11 protein-coding genes are annotated in these 17,502 nt (G+C 54.7%); all 11 read left to right on the forward strand.

Annotation, left to right across the window (positions count from 1 at the left end; translation table 11 throughout):
- Positions 1–156 precede the first annotated feature (156 nt).
- The gene (mads1, locus tag ACW73I_RS00430) at positions 157–351 is read left to right on the forward strand and encodes a methylation-associated defense system helix-turn-helix domain-containing protein MAD1 (RefSeq protein ID WP_255188580.1); all 195 of its coding nucleotides are present in this window, start codon (positions 157–159) and stop codon (positions 349–351) included.
- A gap of 61 nt (positions 352–412) precedes the next feature.
- Complete coding sequence (locus tag ACW73I_RS00435) at positions 413–3,217, forward strand: DUF499 domain-containing protein (protein WP_458027219.1); 2,805 nt, start codon at positions 413–415, stop codon at positions 3,215–3,217.
- Entirely contained in the window at positions 3,217–4,236 is a 1,020-nt protein-coding gene (locus ACW73I_RS00440; protein ID WP_458027220.1) for a hypothetical protein, read from the forward strand. Before ACW73I_RS00435 ends, ACW73I_RS00440 begins: the two co-directional genes overlap by 1 nt.
- 34 nt (positions 4,237–4,270) lie before the next feature.
- Positions 4,271–5,287, forward strand: coding sequence for an AAA family ATPase (locus ACW73I_RS00445; protein ID WP_458027221.1), 1,017 nt, complete (start codon positions 4,271–4,273; stop codon positions 5,285–5,287).
- Positions 5,287–7,917 carry a S8 family peptidase gene (locus ACW73I_RS00450; RefSeq protein ID WP_458027222.1) on the forward strand — a complete coding sequence of 877 codons (2,631 nt, stop codon included), beginning with the start codon at positions 5,287–5,289 and terminating at the stop codon, positions 7,915–7,917. The genes ACW73I_RS00445 and ACW73I_RS00450 overlap by 1 nt, the downstream gene beginning before the upstream one ends.
- Entirely contained in the window at positions 7,917–11,126 is a 3,210-nt protein-coding gene (locus ACW73I_RS00455) for a DUF1156 domain-containing protein (RefSeq protein ID WP_458027223.1), read from the forward strand. The genes ACW73I_RS00450 and ACW73I_RS00455 overlap by 1 nt, the downstream gene beginning before the upstream one ends.
- Positions 11,126–11,638, forward strand: coding sequence for a hypothetical protein (locus ACW73I_RS00460; protein ID WP_458027224.1), 513 nt, complete (start codon positions 11,126–11,128; stop codon positions 11,636–11,638). Before ACW73I_RS00455 ends, ACW73I_RS00460 begins: the two co-directional genes overlap by 1 nt.
- A 6-nt stretch (positions 11,639–11,644) precedes the next feature.
- Positions 11,645–12,715 carry an AAA family ATPase gene (locus tag ACW73I_RS00465; protein WP_458027225.1) on the forward strand — a complete coding sequence of 357 codons (1,071 nt, stop codon included), beginning with the start codon at positions 11,645–11,647 and terminating at the stop codon, positions 12,713–12,715.
- On the forward strand, positions 12,712–13,383 hold the full coding sequence (locus tag ACW73I_RS00470) for a DUF4276 family protein (protein ID WP_458027226.1): 672 nt from the start codon (positions 12,712–12,714) through the stop codon (positions 13,381–13,383). The genes ACW73I_RS00465 and ACW73I_RS00470 overlap by 4 nt, the downstream gene beginning before the upstream one ends.
- Positions 13,383–16,166 (forward strand): DEAD/DEAH box helicase, encoded by a 2,784-nt coding sequence (locus tag ACW73I_RS00475; RefSeq protein ID WP_458027227.1) that lies wholly within the window; start codon positions 13,383–13,385, stop codon positions 16,164–16,166. The genes ACW73I_RS00470 and ACW73I_RS00475 overlap by 1 nt, the downstream gene beginning before the upstream one ends.
- Positions 16,166–17,467, forward strand: coding sequence for a hypothetical protein (locus ACW73I_RS00480; RefSeq protein WP_458027228.1), 1,302 nt, complete (start codon positions 16,166–16,168; stop codon positions 17,465–17,467). Before ACW73I_RS00475 ends, ACW73I_RS00480 begins: the two co-directional genes overlap by 1 nt.
- Positions 17,468–17,502 lie beyond the last annotated feature (35 nt).

The following is a 17,502-nucleotide window of genomic DNA, read 5'->3' on the forward strand; positions in this document are numbered from 1 at the left end:
TGGATCATTCTCCAAGCACATACATCTAAATCAAACCCAATACACCATTTCTAGTATCTCTCACACAAAAGTTTGAAGAGAATTCATGCGCCTATAATTGATGCATTGAAAATTTTGCACTATCCTGTCAAAGTTTGTCCTAATTTGGCCATCAATATGTCATCAAGTACCAGCGAGGGCGAAATCCTCACTATCAAGCAGGTCGCCGACTACCTGAAGGTCACGGAGCGAACGATCTATAGACTGGCGGCTGCAAAGCAAATTCCCGCTTTCAAAGTTGGTGGGAGCTGGCGCTTTTCGCGAGCCGAAATCGATAGCTGGATCAAGCAGCAGTCGATGGATAGACTTTAAACAAGCCGTGAACACGATAGTAATGCCTGAGGCCAAACCGAACAATGGAGATCGAAAGTAAATGCTTGGATTGACCCTACGAGAAGAATTTCGAGGCAAGCGCCTCAAAGGGACCGCCATTGAGCTCTCCAACGACTCCAACACCGGTGCGACACAGATTGCCTCACAGCAGTTCTTGGAGATCACGTATCCGACCCATGACCTTTTGAAGGGCATTGAGGCCGTCGGCCCCAATCAGGGGCGTCCGGTGGTTGTGATCGGTGAGCGTGGCCTGGGTAAGTCTCACTTGATGGCTGCATTGTATCACGCCGTCAGCGATGCCAAATCGACCAGCGCATGGCTGAATTCTTGGGCTACCACGTTGGGAGACGCCAATATCGGCAAGATTGCCTTGCGCAATGAAATGCTGGTCATTGGTGAGAGCCTGCACCGCCAGCGCTACAAATTCCTATGGGACTTGCTTTTTGAACGTCATCCTCGCGGTGAATTCATCAAGGGTAAGTGGGAAGGTATGGGAGCAGCCAAGACTGACATCCCCTCCGACAAGCTCATCGTCGAGCTCCTTGAGCACACACCAACGATGCTGTTGCTTGATGAATTCCAGACTTGGTTCGACGGCCTGACCAACACAAAGCAGTACCCTTGGAAGAATTGGGCATTTAATTTTATCCAGATCCTTTCGGAGATTGCCAAAGAGCGGCCTGATCTGTTGGTTCTGGTTATCTCCGTTCGAAATGGCGGCAGCGACGCCTACCAGCAGGTGCACCGCGTCAATCCGGTGGCGATTGATTTCAAGGCGGGTGGCAATGCCGAGCGTATCCAGCAGGACCGGAGGCGAATGCTGTTGCACCGTCTGTTCGACAACCGTCTGCAGATTGCAGACAGCACCATTGAATCACTGGTCGCCCAGCACGTCTCAGAGTACTTCCGCCTGCTTGATGTGCCGCCAGCAGAGCAAGATCGCAAGCGCCGCGAGTTCACCGAATCCTGGCCTTACGCACCACACCTGCTGCGTCTGCTTGAGGAACAGGTGCTGATCGCTACAGACGCGCAGGAAACGCGGGACATGATTCGCATCTTGGCCAATCTTTACAAGAGTCAAGGCGAAGCTGTGCCCGTACTTACGGCAGCCGATTTCCGGCTGGATGACGATACCTCGGGCATTGGCGCGCTACTGGATTCGGTATCCAACGAGCATCATCGCACCCTGCGTGAAAAGGCACAGCACAACATTATTTCGGTGACCGAAGCGGTATACGACCATGCCAACCTTGCGCCACACTTGCAAGAGATCGTTGGCGCACTGTGGCTGCGGTCGATTGCCGTCGGCAACCTCGCAGGGGCCGATCCCGCTACTTTGCAGGTGGACATTACCCGCAACAAACCAGTGGACAGCAACGCCTTTCAGGTCGAGCTGGCAACTATTGTTGAGAACAGCTTCAACATCCATCAAGAGGGCCTCCGCCTAGTCTTCCGAGAGGAAGAAAACCCACGTGCCAAATTGATGGCATGTGCCCGCAATGACAAGCTGTTCACCGACGGGTCTGATCAGGCCCAGCTTGCCAAGCAGGTTCGCTACATCATTGGCGGCAGCGAAGATGCCGCTGGTAAATTCCGCGTCATTCCATTGCCTAAGACGTGGCAAACAGATCCATGGAAATCGCTCGACGAAACAGAGCAGCCAGAGCGCTGGGATGAGCGTTTGCCGGTACTGGTACTGCCGGAGGAACCAGAAAAAATCGACCAGACGTTGGGTCGTTGGCTCAAAGATCACCTGCAAAAGCGCCGCAACACCATTCGCTTCTTACTGCCTCGATCTGGTTCCACCAATGCATTCCTGGATCGCGACCTGCTCATCCTCGCCCGCGCTGAAATGAAGGCGCATGAATGGAGTGGCCAGAACCCGGAATACAAAAAGCTGCACAAAGAATTCGAAGGCACCCTGCGTGATAACCTGAAGAAACGATTTGACCGGTTCGCCGTCCTGCACCGTTACGACCACCAGAATCCACAGCAGTCCCTTTTCAGTGTTGAACACATCAAAAAGCAAGGGGCTCAAATCCCTGAAGGTATTGAGGAAACGCTGACCAACGATCTCTTCGTTCCCGAAGACTTCGAAGACCTCGTGCTTGAAGCTGCTTCGGAGAACGCACCCCTCGGCAAGCTGTTGCGCGAACTGCAGGAGCCACGCCCGGCAGGTCAGGATTGTATCCCCTGGCTAGGTGAAACCGCGATGAAAGAACGTATCTTGCGTTTGTGCGCACGCGGCAAGATTGCTATCAACCTGCGAAATCTGGAACACCTGCAAACCCACGCAGGCGAAGACGAAGAATCCGCGTGGCGACGCTTGCGACCCAAACTCTCCTACACTGGGCGTCAGCTTGATGAAGTGTTTCTGATGGAACCATCGGCGGTGCCTGCAACCGGTGGCACCACCCCAGCTACGCCACAGCCGCCTGTGAGTGGAAACGGCGAAGTCATAGTTGGCGGTGGCACAGTTCCTATCCCTGGCGTAAACGAGCCCCAGCCCGGCACTTCACCCTCGCCGAGCGGTATTTTCGGAGGTGCAAGTGCTACCACAAAACCACGCATCCCACTTTCTAACCCGCCAACTTCACCGCTCAACCTGATCGGTAAGCTTGAAGGCTGGGGTATAGGCCCTGCTTCCCCGATACACGAGATTCGACTTGCCTCAATTGGGAGTACAAATAGTCGCCTGGTGGACGCCTTGAAATTCGTTGGCGAAGCCAACAGTGAGATCACGATCAAGGTGTCTGCTGCTACCGGCGCGCAGCTAAAGGAACTGCTCAAGAAACTGCCCGACGGCATGACTTTCGAGCTGAGCCTTGAGAAGGAAGAAAACTGATGGCACTCGATGCAGGAATATTACAGCACCTGACTCAGTGCTCCACTATAGATGCGTGGCGTTTCATCATCGAACGTACATTCGAAATTGCAGCAAGACCATTAGCGGAGGGCAATGCCCCTGGAGAGGTAGTCAAGCGCGAGCGCGAAATCGGCGAACTCGATCTGTTTCTTGCCTCGAGCGGCTGGGATTTATGGCAAAGCTTCGGCCAGCCAGACATCAGCGGTGTGGAACGCACCTCCGACCGTCTTGCGCACTGGTGGAACGAACCAAGTTATGGCAATAGCGCTGCTCGCGCCGTGCTGATTCTAGATGCATTGAGCCTACGCGAATTGCCCTGGATATTGCAGGGAGCCAAACAACGTGGCTTTACCTTGAACAGCGTCACTGCCACAGCCTCCGAATTGCCCGGTGAAACCAACGAATTTGCCCGAGCACTGGGCTGGGCCAGCCGTAGCCAGTTGCAGGCCAACAGCGGCGGTTTGGTTCACAAACTGCAACCAGCGCAGACCGAAACCATCGATCTGCCGTGGAAGGACTGTGAAAGCCTGGTGGGCAGTGCCTCGGGAGCGAAGAACTGGGTATTTTGGCACCACTGGCCGGACGCTAAGCTGCATGACTACAGTGCAGGCCAGGGTTTGGAGCTGCTGACCAAAGATGCTGCGCAGAATCTTTCCAGTGACGATTTTTGGGCTTTTATTGAGCGTCTCGCCACCGGGCGACGCCTAGTTATCACCTCGGATCACGGTTACGCTGCCACAGGGTACTTTCCCGATGCCGATGGTGAGGTTGCCGCTCACCTCAAGCAGACTTTTTCCAGCGGGCGCAGCAAGGCAGGTAATGGTGATGCAGGCCCTTTCATTCCACCGGTCGCATTGCAAATCGACAGCCCGCACGGGCCACACCTGTTGGCTCTGGGTCGCAGAAAGTGGCGCAGCCAGGGCGGGTACCCGACGCTGACACACGGTGGCCTCTCGCTGCTGGAGGTGCTGTCGCCGTTTGTTGAAATAAGCAAATGAGTAGTTGCTTGCGTATTTTTTGGAGCTACATCTAATGGCACAAGCTGATTTATTGGTTGACCTGCTTAAAACCGCGACCAGCGGAGATCTGCTTGCGTTTCGGAAAGCGGCTGAAGCTCTGATCCAAGAAGAAAAACAAAAAGGGCATCGATTACTGGCTGAGCGGCTGACAAAAGCGTTGCAAACTAGCGCAGTTCAACCTGTGAGACCTCCCGCCGCAAGAACAAACGATAGCAGCGCAAGTAAAGATTTATTCTACGAAATTACGCCAGAGCGCAATCTAAGCAGCCTGGTGCTGCCCGAGAAAATCAGGAATCAGGTACAAGAGCTTGTCGAAGAGCAGCATCGTGCAGAGCTGCTGCATGCTCACAATCTGCGGGCAAGAAACCGAATTTTGCTCGCTGGCCCGCCGGGAAATGGCAAAACAACTTTGGCTGAGGCGCTGGCGTTTGAGCTGATGTACCCTCTCATCGTCATTCGCTATGAAACCTTGGTTGGAAGCTATCTTGGCGAAACCTCCAGCCGATTGAAGAGTGTGCTGGATTATGCAAGGACGCAGCGTTGCGTCTTGTTCTTTGATGAGTTTGAAACTTTGGGAAAAGAGCGCGGTGATACCCATGAAACGGGGGAGATAAAACGCGTTGTCAGTACATTGCTGTTGCAGCTGGACGAAATGCCTGACTACGTGGTTGTGGTCGCAGCCAGTAATCATCCTGAGCTTCTGGATAGAGCCGTCTGGCGACGCTTCCAATTGCGCATTGCGCTGCCAACTCCGACACGCGAGCAACTGACGCAATACATCACTTCGATTGGTCAGCGGTGCAATGTGAATTTTGGGTATGAGCCAGCAACCTTGGCAAAACATCTGCTCGGACTGAATTTTGCCGAAACCGAAGAGTTCTGTCTTGGCGTTGTTCGCCGAGCTGTGCTCGACATGAAAGCAGAAAATGCCCAGCAAGTAACCAAACTCAAGCTAGAGCAGTGGAAAAGCCGATTGAAGCCAACCGGAGATGAGAGCACGGCAACGGCCAAAGAAGGGGCAGATCGCTGATGGCAAATTCTCTTCCCCTTCTGGTATTCCCGCAGGCAAAAACGATAGCTCCGCCCAAGGGCAATGGCTTTCCATCAAGCCAGCCCAATGTTCCCGGACACGGAAAACAGGTGGTTCGTCTCGGCGCGCAACTGACGTCTCTACAGCAGGAGTTCGACCGCTACAAAGCCAATGTCAGTGGTTCAGTAGCTGGGCTAGAACCGGAAACTGTTCTGGTGATTGAAATAGCAGGCAACGTTAACGATTTCCGACAGGCCTTAGAAGCCATTGGTCTGGAATGGTTGGGTGAATGGGATGTTGACGACATTCCTCCCAATGAAGATTTCTTCGAGCGCAATACCAAAGGGGAGCCGACAGGAAAAACCGTAAAGGGCCGAATATTCCTGTCGCTTAGCAATGAAGCAGGAATGAGGGAACTCTTGTCGCTATGGGATCAATGGAAGAACAACCAGACTCTGCCAACTGGCAAAACCAAATGGCGAGATGTGTTCAACCAGATGGTACAAATCCGTCGCTGGGGTATCGAAGAAACACTGCGCGAGACGGGCATGTTAGATCGCTGGCGGGATTTGCTTGACCCCATCAATCCCAGACAGCCGATCCATTGTCAGATTGAGCTGTTTTATCACAAATCAGCAGAGAGGCGTTCGCAAGCTGAGCACAACGTAGCTTCGTTGCTAGAAGCTGCCGGCGGCCGGGCGTTGGGTAGTTTTATCGACATGCCGGAAATTGCGTTTCACGCGGTAAAGGCTGAATTACCAGCAGAACGTATCCAGCAGCTATTGATAGATCTGAATTCAGACACCCACGACACGGACATCCAGCTCTTCAAATTTCATGGTGTTATGTACTTCCGACCTACTGGGCAAAGTCTTGCTGCAACAGAAGCTGATGATGGTGTTGAAACTGAAATTTCCGGGGGTATGGTTGAGCTACCGCCGGTTGCGGCCATTCTTGATGGCGCTCCCAATTTGCAGCATCAGGCGCTGAAGGGGCGTTTGTTGTTTGACGACCCGGATAATCTTTCCGCGCAGTATCAGCCGGGTGAGAGAAAGCACGGCACGGCAATGGCATCTTTAGTAGTGCATGGTGAGATGGTGGACGGCCAGTCTGATCCTTTGCCGCGCCTAGTTTATGTGCTGCCCATCATGCAGCCAGACCCCCACTCTGATCCAAGCAATCGGAGCGAACACGTTCCCGACGAGGTTTTCTTTGAGGACCGCATCGCACGCGCGGTCAGGCGGATGTTTGAGGGTGAAGGTGCAGTACCCGCACAAGCGCCTGGTGTTTGCGTCATCAATTTGTCCATCGGCGATCCTGCACGCCCTTTTATTCACACCCCTAGCCCTTGGGCGAGGCTGCTTGACTGGCTTTCATGGAAATACCGGGTGCTTTTCTGCGTAAGTGCCGGGAATTATCCGGAACGAATTGATATAGGCCTGTCCGTGCCTGATTTTCGTGCTCTGACCAACGAACAGCAGGTCGAGCACGTATTGAAATGTATTCAGGCCGATTTGTCTGGGCGGCGAATCCTGTCTCCAGCAGAGTCCATCAATGCCATCTCGGTTGGCGCAACGCATTCGGACAACAGCGGAAACTATTACCAAGGGCAGCGTACAGACTTGTTGCCAAGCACATCTTTATTTAGTCCTTCTGCAAGGCTTGGACACGGTTTTCGTCGTTCGGTCAAGCCAGAGATACTTATGCCGGGCGGTCGGCAACTATATTCAACACCTCGGATCGACCGAGATTCGGTTTACAACATTGATAAAAGCTACAGCGCCCCAGGGCAAAAAGTAGCTTGGGATAGCAGTCAGCCCGGTGATATTTCAAAAACCGTTTATTTGCGGGGCACCAGCAACGCTGCTGCTTTGGCAACACGAAGCGCTGCACGCATTTACGAAGTGCTTGATGCGCTCCGCACAGAGCATGGTGAGGACATTCCGCAAGGGCTGATTTCAGTACTCATAAAGGCTTTGTTGGTACATGGTGCGAAGCAAGATGAGGACGCTTGCAATGCAATCACTGCCGCACTGAAAACCCCCGAAAACTCACGCAAGATCAAAGAAGTGGTGGCTCGATATCTTGGCTATGGCTCTGTTGAAATTGAACGAGTCTTGGCGTGTACTGAACAGCGCGCCACGGTACTGGGGTGTAGCGAAATTCGTGAGAATGAAATTCACGAGTATCGGCTTCCGCTACCTCCCGGGCTTTCCAGCAGCCAGGTATGGCGTCGAATGGTGGTGACATTGGCATGGTTCAGCCCTGTCAATCCAGACCACCGGAACTTCCGCGAAGCGAAACTGGAACTTTCCCCGGTCGGTGGTTGGGGCGATTTGCCCCTTAAACTAGCTCGCCAAGATGCAGACCACAACCAAGTGTTGCGCGGCACAGTGCAACACGAGGTGGTTGAAGGCACAAAGCAGATCACCGCATATCAGGATGGCGACAGTATTTCGTTACAGATCGCTTGCAAAAAAGATGCAACGGCAAGGCTTGACGACGCCATCCCTTATGGCCTTGCGGTTACCCTGGAGGTGGCCGAAGACATCTCGATACCAATTTACGAACAACTTCGCACCAGACTCCAGCCGCAAATAGCGGTCGGTGCAGTTGGGAGAACACGTTAATGGCAACAAAAAAACAAATACTCGCTCAGGAAGTCGCCAAGGCCGTCGGCGCTGGCAAGGCCGTTGCTCTTGAAACCGTTGACTTCAACGACCCAGATCGCCCCAAGACCTGCCTGGAGGTCGATTTCCCGATCTTGCCGGTCAATCAGGTGGCGATTATCGAAGGCAATGCGGGCAAGCCGATTTATCAGATGTCGAAATGGTGGGCGCGGCGGCGTTCTAGTGTGTTCCGCTCGATGTTGATCGCGGCGGCCACCAAGGCCCCGGAGGACAAATCGCACGCCGCCAAGCTGGTGTGGGACAACTACTACGCCAACCACCAGAAGAAAGGCGCATTCAAGCACCTGAAGGTGGCCGACATCTTCATGGGCGGTGGCACCACACTAGTCGAAGGCTCGCGCCTCGGCATGCAGATGGTCGGCAACGACCTCAACCCGGTCGCATGGTTTGTGGTCAAGCAGGAGCTGGCCAACGTTGATCTTGAGGAAGTGAAGAATCTGCTCTCTGACATCGAGGCGGAAGTCAAGCCGCAGATCATGCCCTACTACTACTGCGACGGCCCGGAAGGCGAGAAAGGGACGTGGACGCACTTGCCGACCAGGAAGGTGATGCCCGCCGATTTCGACCCGCTGACCATCCCGCGCGACGAGCGCAAGGACTACCGTTACGAAGGACCGGAGATCATCTACACCTTCTGGGCCAAACACGGCCCTTGTCAGGTTACTGGTTGCGGCCACCGCACACCAATTATGACCAGTCCGGTGATGGCAGTGAAGACAATCAGCGTCAAGCACTGGGAACACACCTGCGGCAAATGCGGCGGCGAATTCCATGTTGAGGAGAACGCCGCCCGAATGGCCCCGGATGCGCCGTTGTATGTAGGACCTTCCGAACTCCCATTCTCCGTGCTCGACCAAAGGAAGGGTGTTATTTGCCCGCATTGTGGTCATTCGGCGATGGTCAACCTCGGCAAGGGCAAGAACAAGAAGGTCGAATTCAGTCTGCTAGTGCATCCGCAATGGCTGGCGGGTTCGCCCAAGCAGGATGCGGAAGGCCAGCCCTACGGCGGCTCCGCGCAGGACAATGTGGCCGCGACCACGCGTTGGGACAGTGAGCGCGCATCCAAGATTCGGCTGCTGGAGGTGCGTGGAGCACTGCCGGAAGAGGTGAAGTGCCCAGAAACGAAAATCACCTTCGCACCGGAAAACGGAACGGTGCCGAAAAAATCGCACTACGCCTGCGCAGCCTGCGGCACGGTGCAGGATGTGTTGACCACTATCAAGGCCACCGGCAAAACCGGGCCGATGGCTGCCTACGCGGTGCAAGGCTACGCGCCCAAGCGCGATGCGGCGGGCAAACCGTACAGCGGTCGCTTCTTCGCGGCCTATGGCACAGCGCACACGCGGCAGTACGACACCGCGTTCGCCGAATGGGAAGCGCGCAAGGATGACGACCTCAAGGACTACTGGCCGCGTTCTGAACTTCCCTACGGCTTCATGACCCACCACCTGCAAGGTGGCGTCCCGAACCACGGCTTCACGCATTGGTGGACGATGTTCAATCCACGCCAGTTGCTGGTGCACGCGCAACTGCTCAAGGCTATAGTCGAAGTCGGGAACTACGACTGGAAAGTGCGTGAGTTTGTAGTCGGGGCCTTTCAGCAGTATTTGCGCAATCAAAACCTGTTCTGTTTCTGGGACAGTGGTTACGACAAGCTCGTGCCTCACATGAGCAACAACAACTATCACCCGAAGAACAATGTCGTTGAAAACTGCGTTTTTTCGGTGTTGGGACGTGGCAATTGGGCTTCTTGCACGGATGGGATCAATGAAGGCCGCGAATGGGCAGCTCAACCGTGGGATTCGGTCAGCATCGAAGCGTTGAAGCGTCGTGATCCCGCATTGGCCGACCAACTGAGTGGCAAGAGCGAAAAGGTTTTCCCTGGCGATCCTGTGCTGGATGTGGCCGTGCATCAGGGCTCATCCACTGATCTGGCACAGCTTGAAAGCAGCAGCCTCGATCTGGTGATCACCGATCCTCCGTTCGGCGGTTTGCTGCACTACTCGGAACTGTCTGACTTCTTCTATGTCTGGCTGCGTCTGGCGCTCAAGGGTCAGTACCCGCAGATTTTCGGGACGGAATACACGCCCAAATCACTGGAGGCAGTGGCCAACCGCGCTCGCGAGCCGGAAGATCCGGATGGTTTCTACCAGCGCCTACTCACCCAGTGCTGGCGCGAGGCGCATCGCCTCTTGAAGCCCAGCGGCATCCTGGCCTTCACCTTTCACCACAGCGAGGACGAACCGTGGGTGGCAGTACTGGAGTCGTTGTTCGACGCCGGGTACTACCTCGAAGCGACGTATCCGATCCGCTCCGACGAGACCAAGGGCGAAGGCGAGTTCGGCTCCAAGACCATCGAGTACGACATCATCCACGTCTGTCGTAAGCGTACGGAAGAACCCAAACCAGTGAGCTGGGGAAGGATGCGCCGCGAAGTGATGGCTGACGTACGCCAACTACAGGCGATGCTGGAAAATCACGCCAAGGAGGGCCTGCCCGCGGCCGACCTCCAGGTGATTCGGCGCGGCAAGGCGCTGGAATACTTCTCTCGCCACTACGGCAAGGTCTATGTCGATGATGGGCGCACGATTTCGGTCAGGGATGCGCTGGTCGGCATCAACCAACTCATCGACGAAGACGCCGACAAGGGCAATGAGCCACCACCAGTGAATGCCGAGCCGATGACGCGCCAGTTTTTGCGCACTTTCGGTACGGCTACCGAGATGAAGCGCGATCAGTTGCAGAAGTTCCTGCGCGGCACCATCACCACGCCGGACGAATTCGTGCAGCGTGGCTGGTGCGCTGAGGTTAAGAAGGTGTTCACGCGCACCAATCCGCTCGACTTTGCCCGCGATTGGTCCGGCAAGCACAAACGCAAACTCACATCCGATCTCGATCAGGCACTGGTGCTAATTGGTGCATGCGTCGATGGCAGTGGTATCAATGCCTTGGATACATTGAAGAACGAAAACTTTAAGCCGCACGTGGCGCTCAAGCCGCTGCTGGAGTGGTTACAGAAAAATGGGCCGGATCAAACTACTCGCAACGCAGCATCGCGTGCAGTGTCGATCTTCAACTCATGGAAAGCTAGCCAGGGACCCCAGCCTGTGCAGGCTTCGCTGTTCGATGACGATGGAGAGTATGCGTAATGAGGCAAGTGCTTGATACGGTGTGGCAACGGCGCGGAACCAGTTGGCTGTGGGATGAGGAAGCACGTAATACGGTGTGTAAGGCTAGCGAGGTGTGGAGTTTGAGGCAGTTCTTACTGGCCGCCGCGCCAAATGGAAATGGGTGGCCAGAAGACCTACCCAGTAACGACAACCAGACGCTGGTGGTGGCCGGCCTGGAAGGCAGCTTGGATCTTCTTGCTCCCGATCAGGGCGAAATCTGGTTGGGAGACACGATCAAACGCGCCATCCTCTCGTTCCAGGACGCCTATGCAGGCGAGGCTGCGCTGATCTTCTGGTTGCCACAAGGAGATAGTCGTCTCAAGGTGCAGACGTCCACTGATGCGGTGTCGTGGTTGTGCGAAGCGCCGCACCGTGGCAGCCTACTCGACTTTGGTCGCCTGTTATGGGGCGAGGCCAACGAATACCCGCAGGAAATTATGCTGCGCAATAGCGCAAAAGCGGCGGGCCTCTTCCATTTGCGAATCACCTAGGATGCGATGAAAACCTTACGCAAGGTCAAAATCGAGGGCTTCAAATCCATCGCCAGCGCGGAGCTGAAGTTGGGTGACCTCAATGTGGTCATCGGTGCGAATGGATCAGGGAAATCGAATCTGATCGGCGTGTTCCGCCTCCTTGAGCGCGTGCTGTCGCACAACCTACAAGTGTATGTGGCGAGCGAGCCGGATCGGTTTTTACACCACGGGCGCAAAACCACGCCCGCGCTGGCACTCGACTTTGCCCTTGACCAGAACTCTTATGGCTTCAGGCTCAAGGCCGCGCAAGACACCCTAATCTTTGAGTACGAGCGCGTGGAATACAGCGGTTTTTGGAACTATGGCGAGCCAATTGCTACGGGGCACAAGGAAAGCAAGCTCGAGGAAGCGGCGAAGTCGTACCATAACAAGATTCCGCAATTTGTATTCCCCAAGGTCCGCAATCTGGTCGTGTATCACTTCCATGACACCTCGGACACCTCTCCGGCCAAACAAACCTGTGACGTGTCGGATAACCGCAACTTCCGTCCCGATGCAGCCAATTTACCGGCTTACCTGTACTGGTTGCAGGAGAAACACCCGGTGCAGTTGCGCCATATCGAAGAACATATTCGGTTAGTGGCCCCGTTCTTTGATCGTTTCGAGCTCGCGCCTTCTCGCCTGAACGAACAGAAAATCAAGCTTGAATGGCGACAAAAAGGCTCGGATGCCTATTTCGATGCCTATTCGCTGTCGGACGGCACCATCCGCTTTATTTGTCTGGCAACATTGTTGTTACAACCCAGCCCACCTGCACTGATTTTGATGGATGAGCCCGAGCTTGGCCTGCATCCATTTGCCATTCGCATCCTGGCCGAAATGATCGAGGCCGCGTCAAAGCGCGTACAGGTGATTCTGGCAACTCAATCAGTCACGTTGCTAAATAACTTCGAGCCCAAAAGTGTGATTGTGGCCGAAAACGATGGCCTTAAGACCACGTTTAATCGGTTGGACGAGGAGAAACTCAAGCACTGGCTGGATGAATTTAGCATCGGCGAGCTGTGGGAGAAGAATGTGTTGGGAGGCCGTCCATGACGCGGCTTCTAATGCTGGTAGAAGGCCAGTCGGAGGAGATTTTTGTTAATCGAACCTTGAAGCCTTACCTTGCGGAGCGGGGTATCTTTATCGAAGGGCCGATTGTGTTGTGGACTAAACGCTTGCCGAGTGGCGGCGGTTATCGCGGCGGCGTATCTAGTTGGAAAAAAATTCAAGACAGTCTGCTACCACTGACCCGGGATGGCAACGCTTGGGTTACAACGCTGCTCGATTTCTACGGTTTGCCGGAGGATGTACCCGGTTATCAGGAAGCGCGCGGCTCGGGGAATCCTCGCGACAATGTAGTTGCAGTTCAAGAACGGTTGAGCGCTGAGATCAACCACCCAAGGTTTATTCCCTTTCTGGCCCTGCATGAATTTGAAGCATGGGTTTTTTGTGCCCCGGATGTCGTAGCCAAGCATTTTGATCGGGCAATCCTGGAGCAAAAGGTGCAGCAGGCCATCGCCCTAGCCGGTGAACCAGAACTTATCAATCACGGGGAAACCACTCACCCCAAAGCGCGTTTGATGTCGATGGTCGGAGGTTACAAGGAAACCTCCGACGGCCCAACCTTGATGGACAAAATCGGTATCCCTGCCATCCGTGCATCCTGTCCGCATTTTGCTGGTTGGCTAGATCGGCTCGAAGCACTGGCGCTGGAGGTTTGATGCTGGAAGACATCGGCATCAGCTTTGCTCCAGGCGACCGAATCACCCACTACGAATTCGGCCAAGGCGTCGTTCTTGACCCGGCGCGTGATGGCTACTTGCGCGCCTTCTTCGGCGTTGGTGAGCGCCGTGTGCCAGTTGGCGCGGTACGTCGCCAGCTATCGCGCACCGAGAGCATTCTGCGAGCGGTGGATGGAGGAATTGAACGAGCACGCAAGGCATGGCTATCTTACGAGGCTCATGCGCTGCCTGTGATGGAAAGCGCATCGTCGCTGACCTCCGCCAAAATCGACCTGCTGCCGCATCAGGTAGTGCTAACCCATCGCATTGCCACCGCATCTCCTCGGCGCTATCTGATTGCAGACGAGGTGGGTTTGGGCAAGACCATCGAAACCGCGTTGATCTTGCGCGAGTTGGCTAGTCGGGGTGAATTGAACCGCGCGCTGATGGTGGTGCCTGCCGGTCTGGTGAATAACTGGCACCGCGAACTGAACCAAGTGTTTAACCTCGATTTTGAGGTGTTCGGCTCCGAGGGCGACATTACCGACCGCAAGACTAATGCTTTCGCCAAGCACGACCGGCTGATCGCGAGCATCGACACGCTCAAGAGACCTGCGCGGATTCGGCGTATGCTGGATGCGCCACGCTGGGATTTGGTGGTCTTCGACGAGGCACACCACCTGACCGCCCATCGTACTGGTGGCAAGGTCAGAAAGACAGAGAACTATAAGCTAGCTGAAGCTCTAAAGGATCATTCGCGTGATCTGCTGCTACTGTCTGCCACTCCTCACCAAGGTAATCATTTCCAGTTTTGGATGCTGGCTCGATTGCTAAACCCGACCTTATTTGATAGCCCCGAAGAAATGCTGGACAACCGTCATCGCCTGAACACGGTGATGTTCCGGCGCACTAAAGCCGACGCTTGTCAGCCTGATGGTTCACCGCTGTTTGCACGTCGTTGGGTACATACAGAATCTTTTCTGATGAATCCAGAAGAGAGACTGTTCTATGAAAAGCTGCGCGAATATTTAGAAGACGGCTTCGATCTCGCTCGCCGACAAGGTAATAAAGGGCGTGCGCTTGGTTTCCTTATGGCGATCTTCCAAAAAATCGCTGCATCAAGCTTTGCTGCTGTTCGGCGGACATTGAAGCGCCGATTGTTGATGCTAACACTGCATGAGGCCCTTCTGCGTGATAAGGAGCTCGACATCGAAGGCAGGGAGCGCCTCACTGAGGAAGCTAGAGAGCTAATCCATGAACAATACGGACTAGCTTATGACAGTATTGGGCGTAGCGAAGTTGATCGTGTGCTCGCCGACCTTAAGTACCGTTTGGTCAAACGATTAGATGAAGAAGCATTGGAATTGGCATCAGATCCATACGGCAGCGAATATTCTGCAAGCCATGCAGAAGAGGCTGCTTCTGCAGTCGTGGAAATCCATTTGCCAGAAGAGCGCTTACGAATTGGTGATCTATTAAAGGTATTCCCACAGCAACGGGAGACCAAGGCACAGAAGTTGCTGGATGGATTGGGTTATCTGTGGCGACAAAATTCAAGCGAGAAGATCGTCATCTTCGCCACCTACCTCGGCACGGTCGACCTGATTGCTGGAGAGATTGAGCGGGCATATCCCGGCCAGGGTGTGGTGGTGCTGCGTGGCGGTGATCACGGTGCCAAGCTGGCGGCTGAACGCAAATTCCGCCTAAAAGACGGGCCTCGTGTTCTGGTGTGTACAGCAGCTGGCCGCGAAGGCTTAAACCTGCAATTTGCACGAATCCTGTTCAATTTCGATTTACCGTGGAATCCGATGGATGTGGAACAACGCATCGGGCGTATCCACCGCTATGGACAGAATCACACTGCCCAGGTGTACAACCTCGTATTGTCTGACACCATCGAAGGGCGAATTTTCCTGATGCTGGATGAGAAGCTGACGGAAATTGCCAAGACGGTCGGCAAGGTCGATGACCAAGGCAACGTCGCTGAAGACCTGCGTGCACAGATTCTTGGTCAGCTATCCGAGCGGCTCAATTACGATCGCTTGTACCAGGAGGCTTTGTCCGACCCTGAATTGAAACGCACACAGGTGGAGTTGGAAGCGGCGCTCTCGAATTCACGCGAAGCGCGGCAGGTGGTGTTCGATCTGTTCCAAGACCTCGAAGGCTTCAGTCTCGATGACTATAAGCCTTTTTCCGACGTGTCATCCAGTTTGGATCGGCTAGTACGTTTCCTGTCGGCAGCGGTAGTGGATCGTCAGCAGCGCTTGGTCAAGATCGACAACGAAACCTACGACCTCGTGACTGTTGATGGCGCACGTCGGGCACGATTTACCTTGAGCCGCAATACGGCTACGAGCAGTGATAACGTCGAACTGATGGGCCTGGATCATCCACTGATACAGGAAGAGCTTGGACGCTGGCGCAGCGTTCCGCCCGAGGATATTGGAATTGCGGTTTCAGGGGACGTAGACGCGCCAGTTCTGCTTTCTCTCTGGATTGTTGAGGCGTCCGCAGGCAACGGCGAACGCCGTGTCGTCGTTCAACCCATTGCCGTCAAGCAGGATGGTACACGGGTTCCGGTAGTCGAGCGTCAGGCTGAGCAATACCTACAGGCACCAGCAACGTCTCCTAGGTTTACTCCAGAACAACGGCAGGAACTGTTCTCGCATGTGGTTGAGCCGACACTGCAGCGGGAACTGAAGCACAAGGGCGCAGCGAATGGGGATGGCAGCTATTCGGCGGAGCTGATCGGCTATGTAGAGATTATTAATCAGGTGGATTGATGCTGGACGAGTATTCAATTGAGCAGCGCGCAACGCAAATTTTCGATGCACGAACCAAAGAATATTTTTTCGAGGTGTTGAGCTGCTATTCGGCAGGCAACCATCGGTCAGCGGTCGTGATGCTCTGGTCCGTCGTGGTTTGCGATCTGCTGTTTAAGCTCCAGCACTTGGTTGATCTCTACGGGGATGACAAGGCCAAAGGTATTCTGGCCGAGATTGGGCAGATGCAGCAAGATAACGAACGGTCGCCGGTGTGGGAAACGAAACTGGTGGAATCGGTGGCTGAGCAGACTCAGTTACTGGATATTGCCGAACGTGAGAATCTGCTCCACCTGCAACGGCAGCGTCATCTTGCAGCACACCCGGTAGTCAACGCGAACTTTCAGTTGCATCGCCCGAATCGTGACACTGCCCGTGCCCTGATCCGCAACGCACTTGACGGTCTCCTCACGAAGGCCCCGATCCTGTCGAAGCAGATTGTGGGTGATCTGGTCGAAGACCTTGAACAGGCATCCGGCATTCTGATCGATGATAAGAAGCTGAAGGCATACTTGCAGAGCAAGTATTTCTCGCGCTTCAATCCGGAGGTTGAAAAAGCCGTATTCAGAGCCCTCTGGAAATTCGTGTTCCGGCTGACGGACGAAAAATGCGAGAAGAATCGTCCCATCAACTACAGTGCGCTGGCACTACTCCATAGCCGCAACCCCGGCCAATTTCGGGCGCAGATCGAAGCCGACAAGGATTACTTCAGCACAATAGCGACTGGCGGCACAGCGCTGGTCTGCCTGATCCACTTTCTATCGCGGTCAGGCGCGATCTACGAGTTGTTGGCTGATCACGCCAAAACCGCGATTCAGCACGTCGTCGATAACGACGTGTCGTCCCGATGCTTGGCTTGGTTTACGGCAGCGTCCTTACCGGAGCATGCCCAGCAGCTACAAGCTTGGATTGTTGGCGATGCATATCCGGAGGTCGGTCGCGAAACCTGGGATGCTTTGCTGGAAATATCGGACTCTCTGGAATGGGAGAAATCCGTAGTGCGGCTTGCAAGCGCGTACTACACGGCAAGCCCCAGCTACAACACCGCGGACAGACGCTTCAATGAGGCAATCCGGCCGTTGCTTCCGGTATTTGATCTGGACGAATGCATCGAGCTGATTCGCTGCATCGAACAAAACGGTCAGACGTGGGAGCGACGCGGAGCCTATATAGACCACCGAGATCTTCGCGCCCGTGTGCTGGAGATAAACCCGGCAGCAGATTTAACCGAATACCAAGTATTCAATCGTAACCTCGGCTGAAGCCGTAGCACGACAAAGAACGAGACAGGAACAAG

Source organism: Methylomonas sp. MgM2 (assembly GCF_054172045.1).

Coding starts and splice junctions, on each gene's coding strand:
- mads1 (WP_255188580.1), top strand. CDS start 157: ATGTCATCAAGTACCAGCGAGGGCGAAATCCTCACTATCAAGCAGGTC.
- ACW73I_RS00435 (WP_458027219.1), top strand. CDS start 413: ATGCTTGGATTGACCCTACGAGAAGAATTTCGAGGCAAGCGCCTCAAA.
- ACW73I_RS00440 (WP_458027220.1), top strand. CDS start 3,217: ATGGCACTCGATGCAGGAATATTACAGCACCTGACTCAGTGCTCCACT.
- ACW73I_RS00445 (WP_458027221.1), top strand. CDS start 4,271: ATGGCACAAGCTGATTTATTGGTTGACCTGCTTAAAACCGCGACCAGC.
- ACW73I_RS00450 (WP_458027222.1), top strand. CDS start 5,287: ATGGCAAATTCTCTTCCCCTTCTGGTATTCCCGCAGGCAAAAACGATA.
- ACW73I_RS00455 (WP_458027223.1), top strand. CDS start 7,917: ATGGCAACAAAAAAACAAATACTCGCTCAGGAAGTCGCCAAGGCCGTC.
- ACW73I_RS00460 (WP_458027224.1), top strand. CDS start 11,126: ATGAGGCAAGTGCTTGATACGGTGTGGCAACGGCGCGGAACCAGTTGG.
- ACW73I_RS00465 (WP_458027225.1), top strand. CDS start 11,645: ATGAAAACCTTACGCAAGGTCAAAATCGAGGGCTTCAAATCCATCGCC.
- ACW73I_RS00470 (WP_458027226.1), top strand. CDS start 12,712: ATGACGCGGCTTCTAATGCTGGTAGAAGGCCAGTCGGAGGAGATTTTT.
- ACW73I_RS00475 (WP_458027227.1), top strand. CDS start 13,383: ATGCTGGAAGACATCGGCATCAGCTTTGCTCCAGGCGACCGAATCACC.
- ACW73I_RS00480 (WP_458027228.1), top strand. CDS start 16,166: ATGCTGGACGAGTATTCAATTGAGCAGCGCGCAACGCAAATTTTCGAT.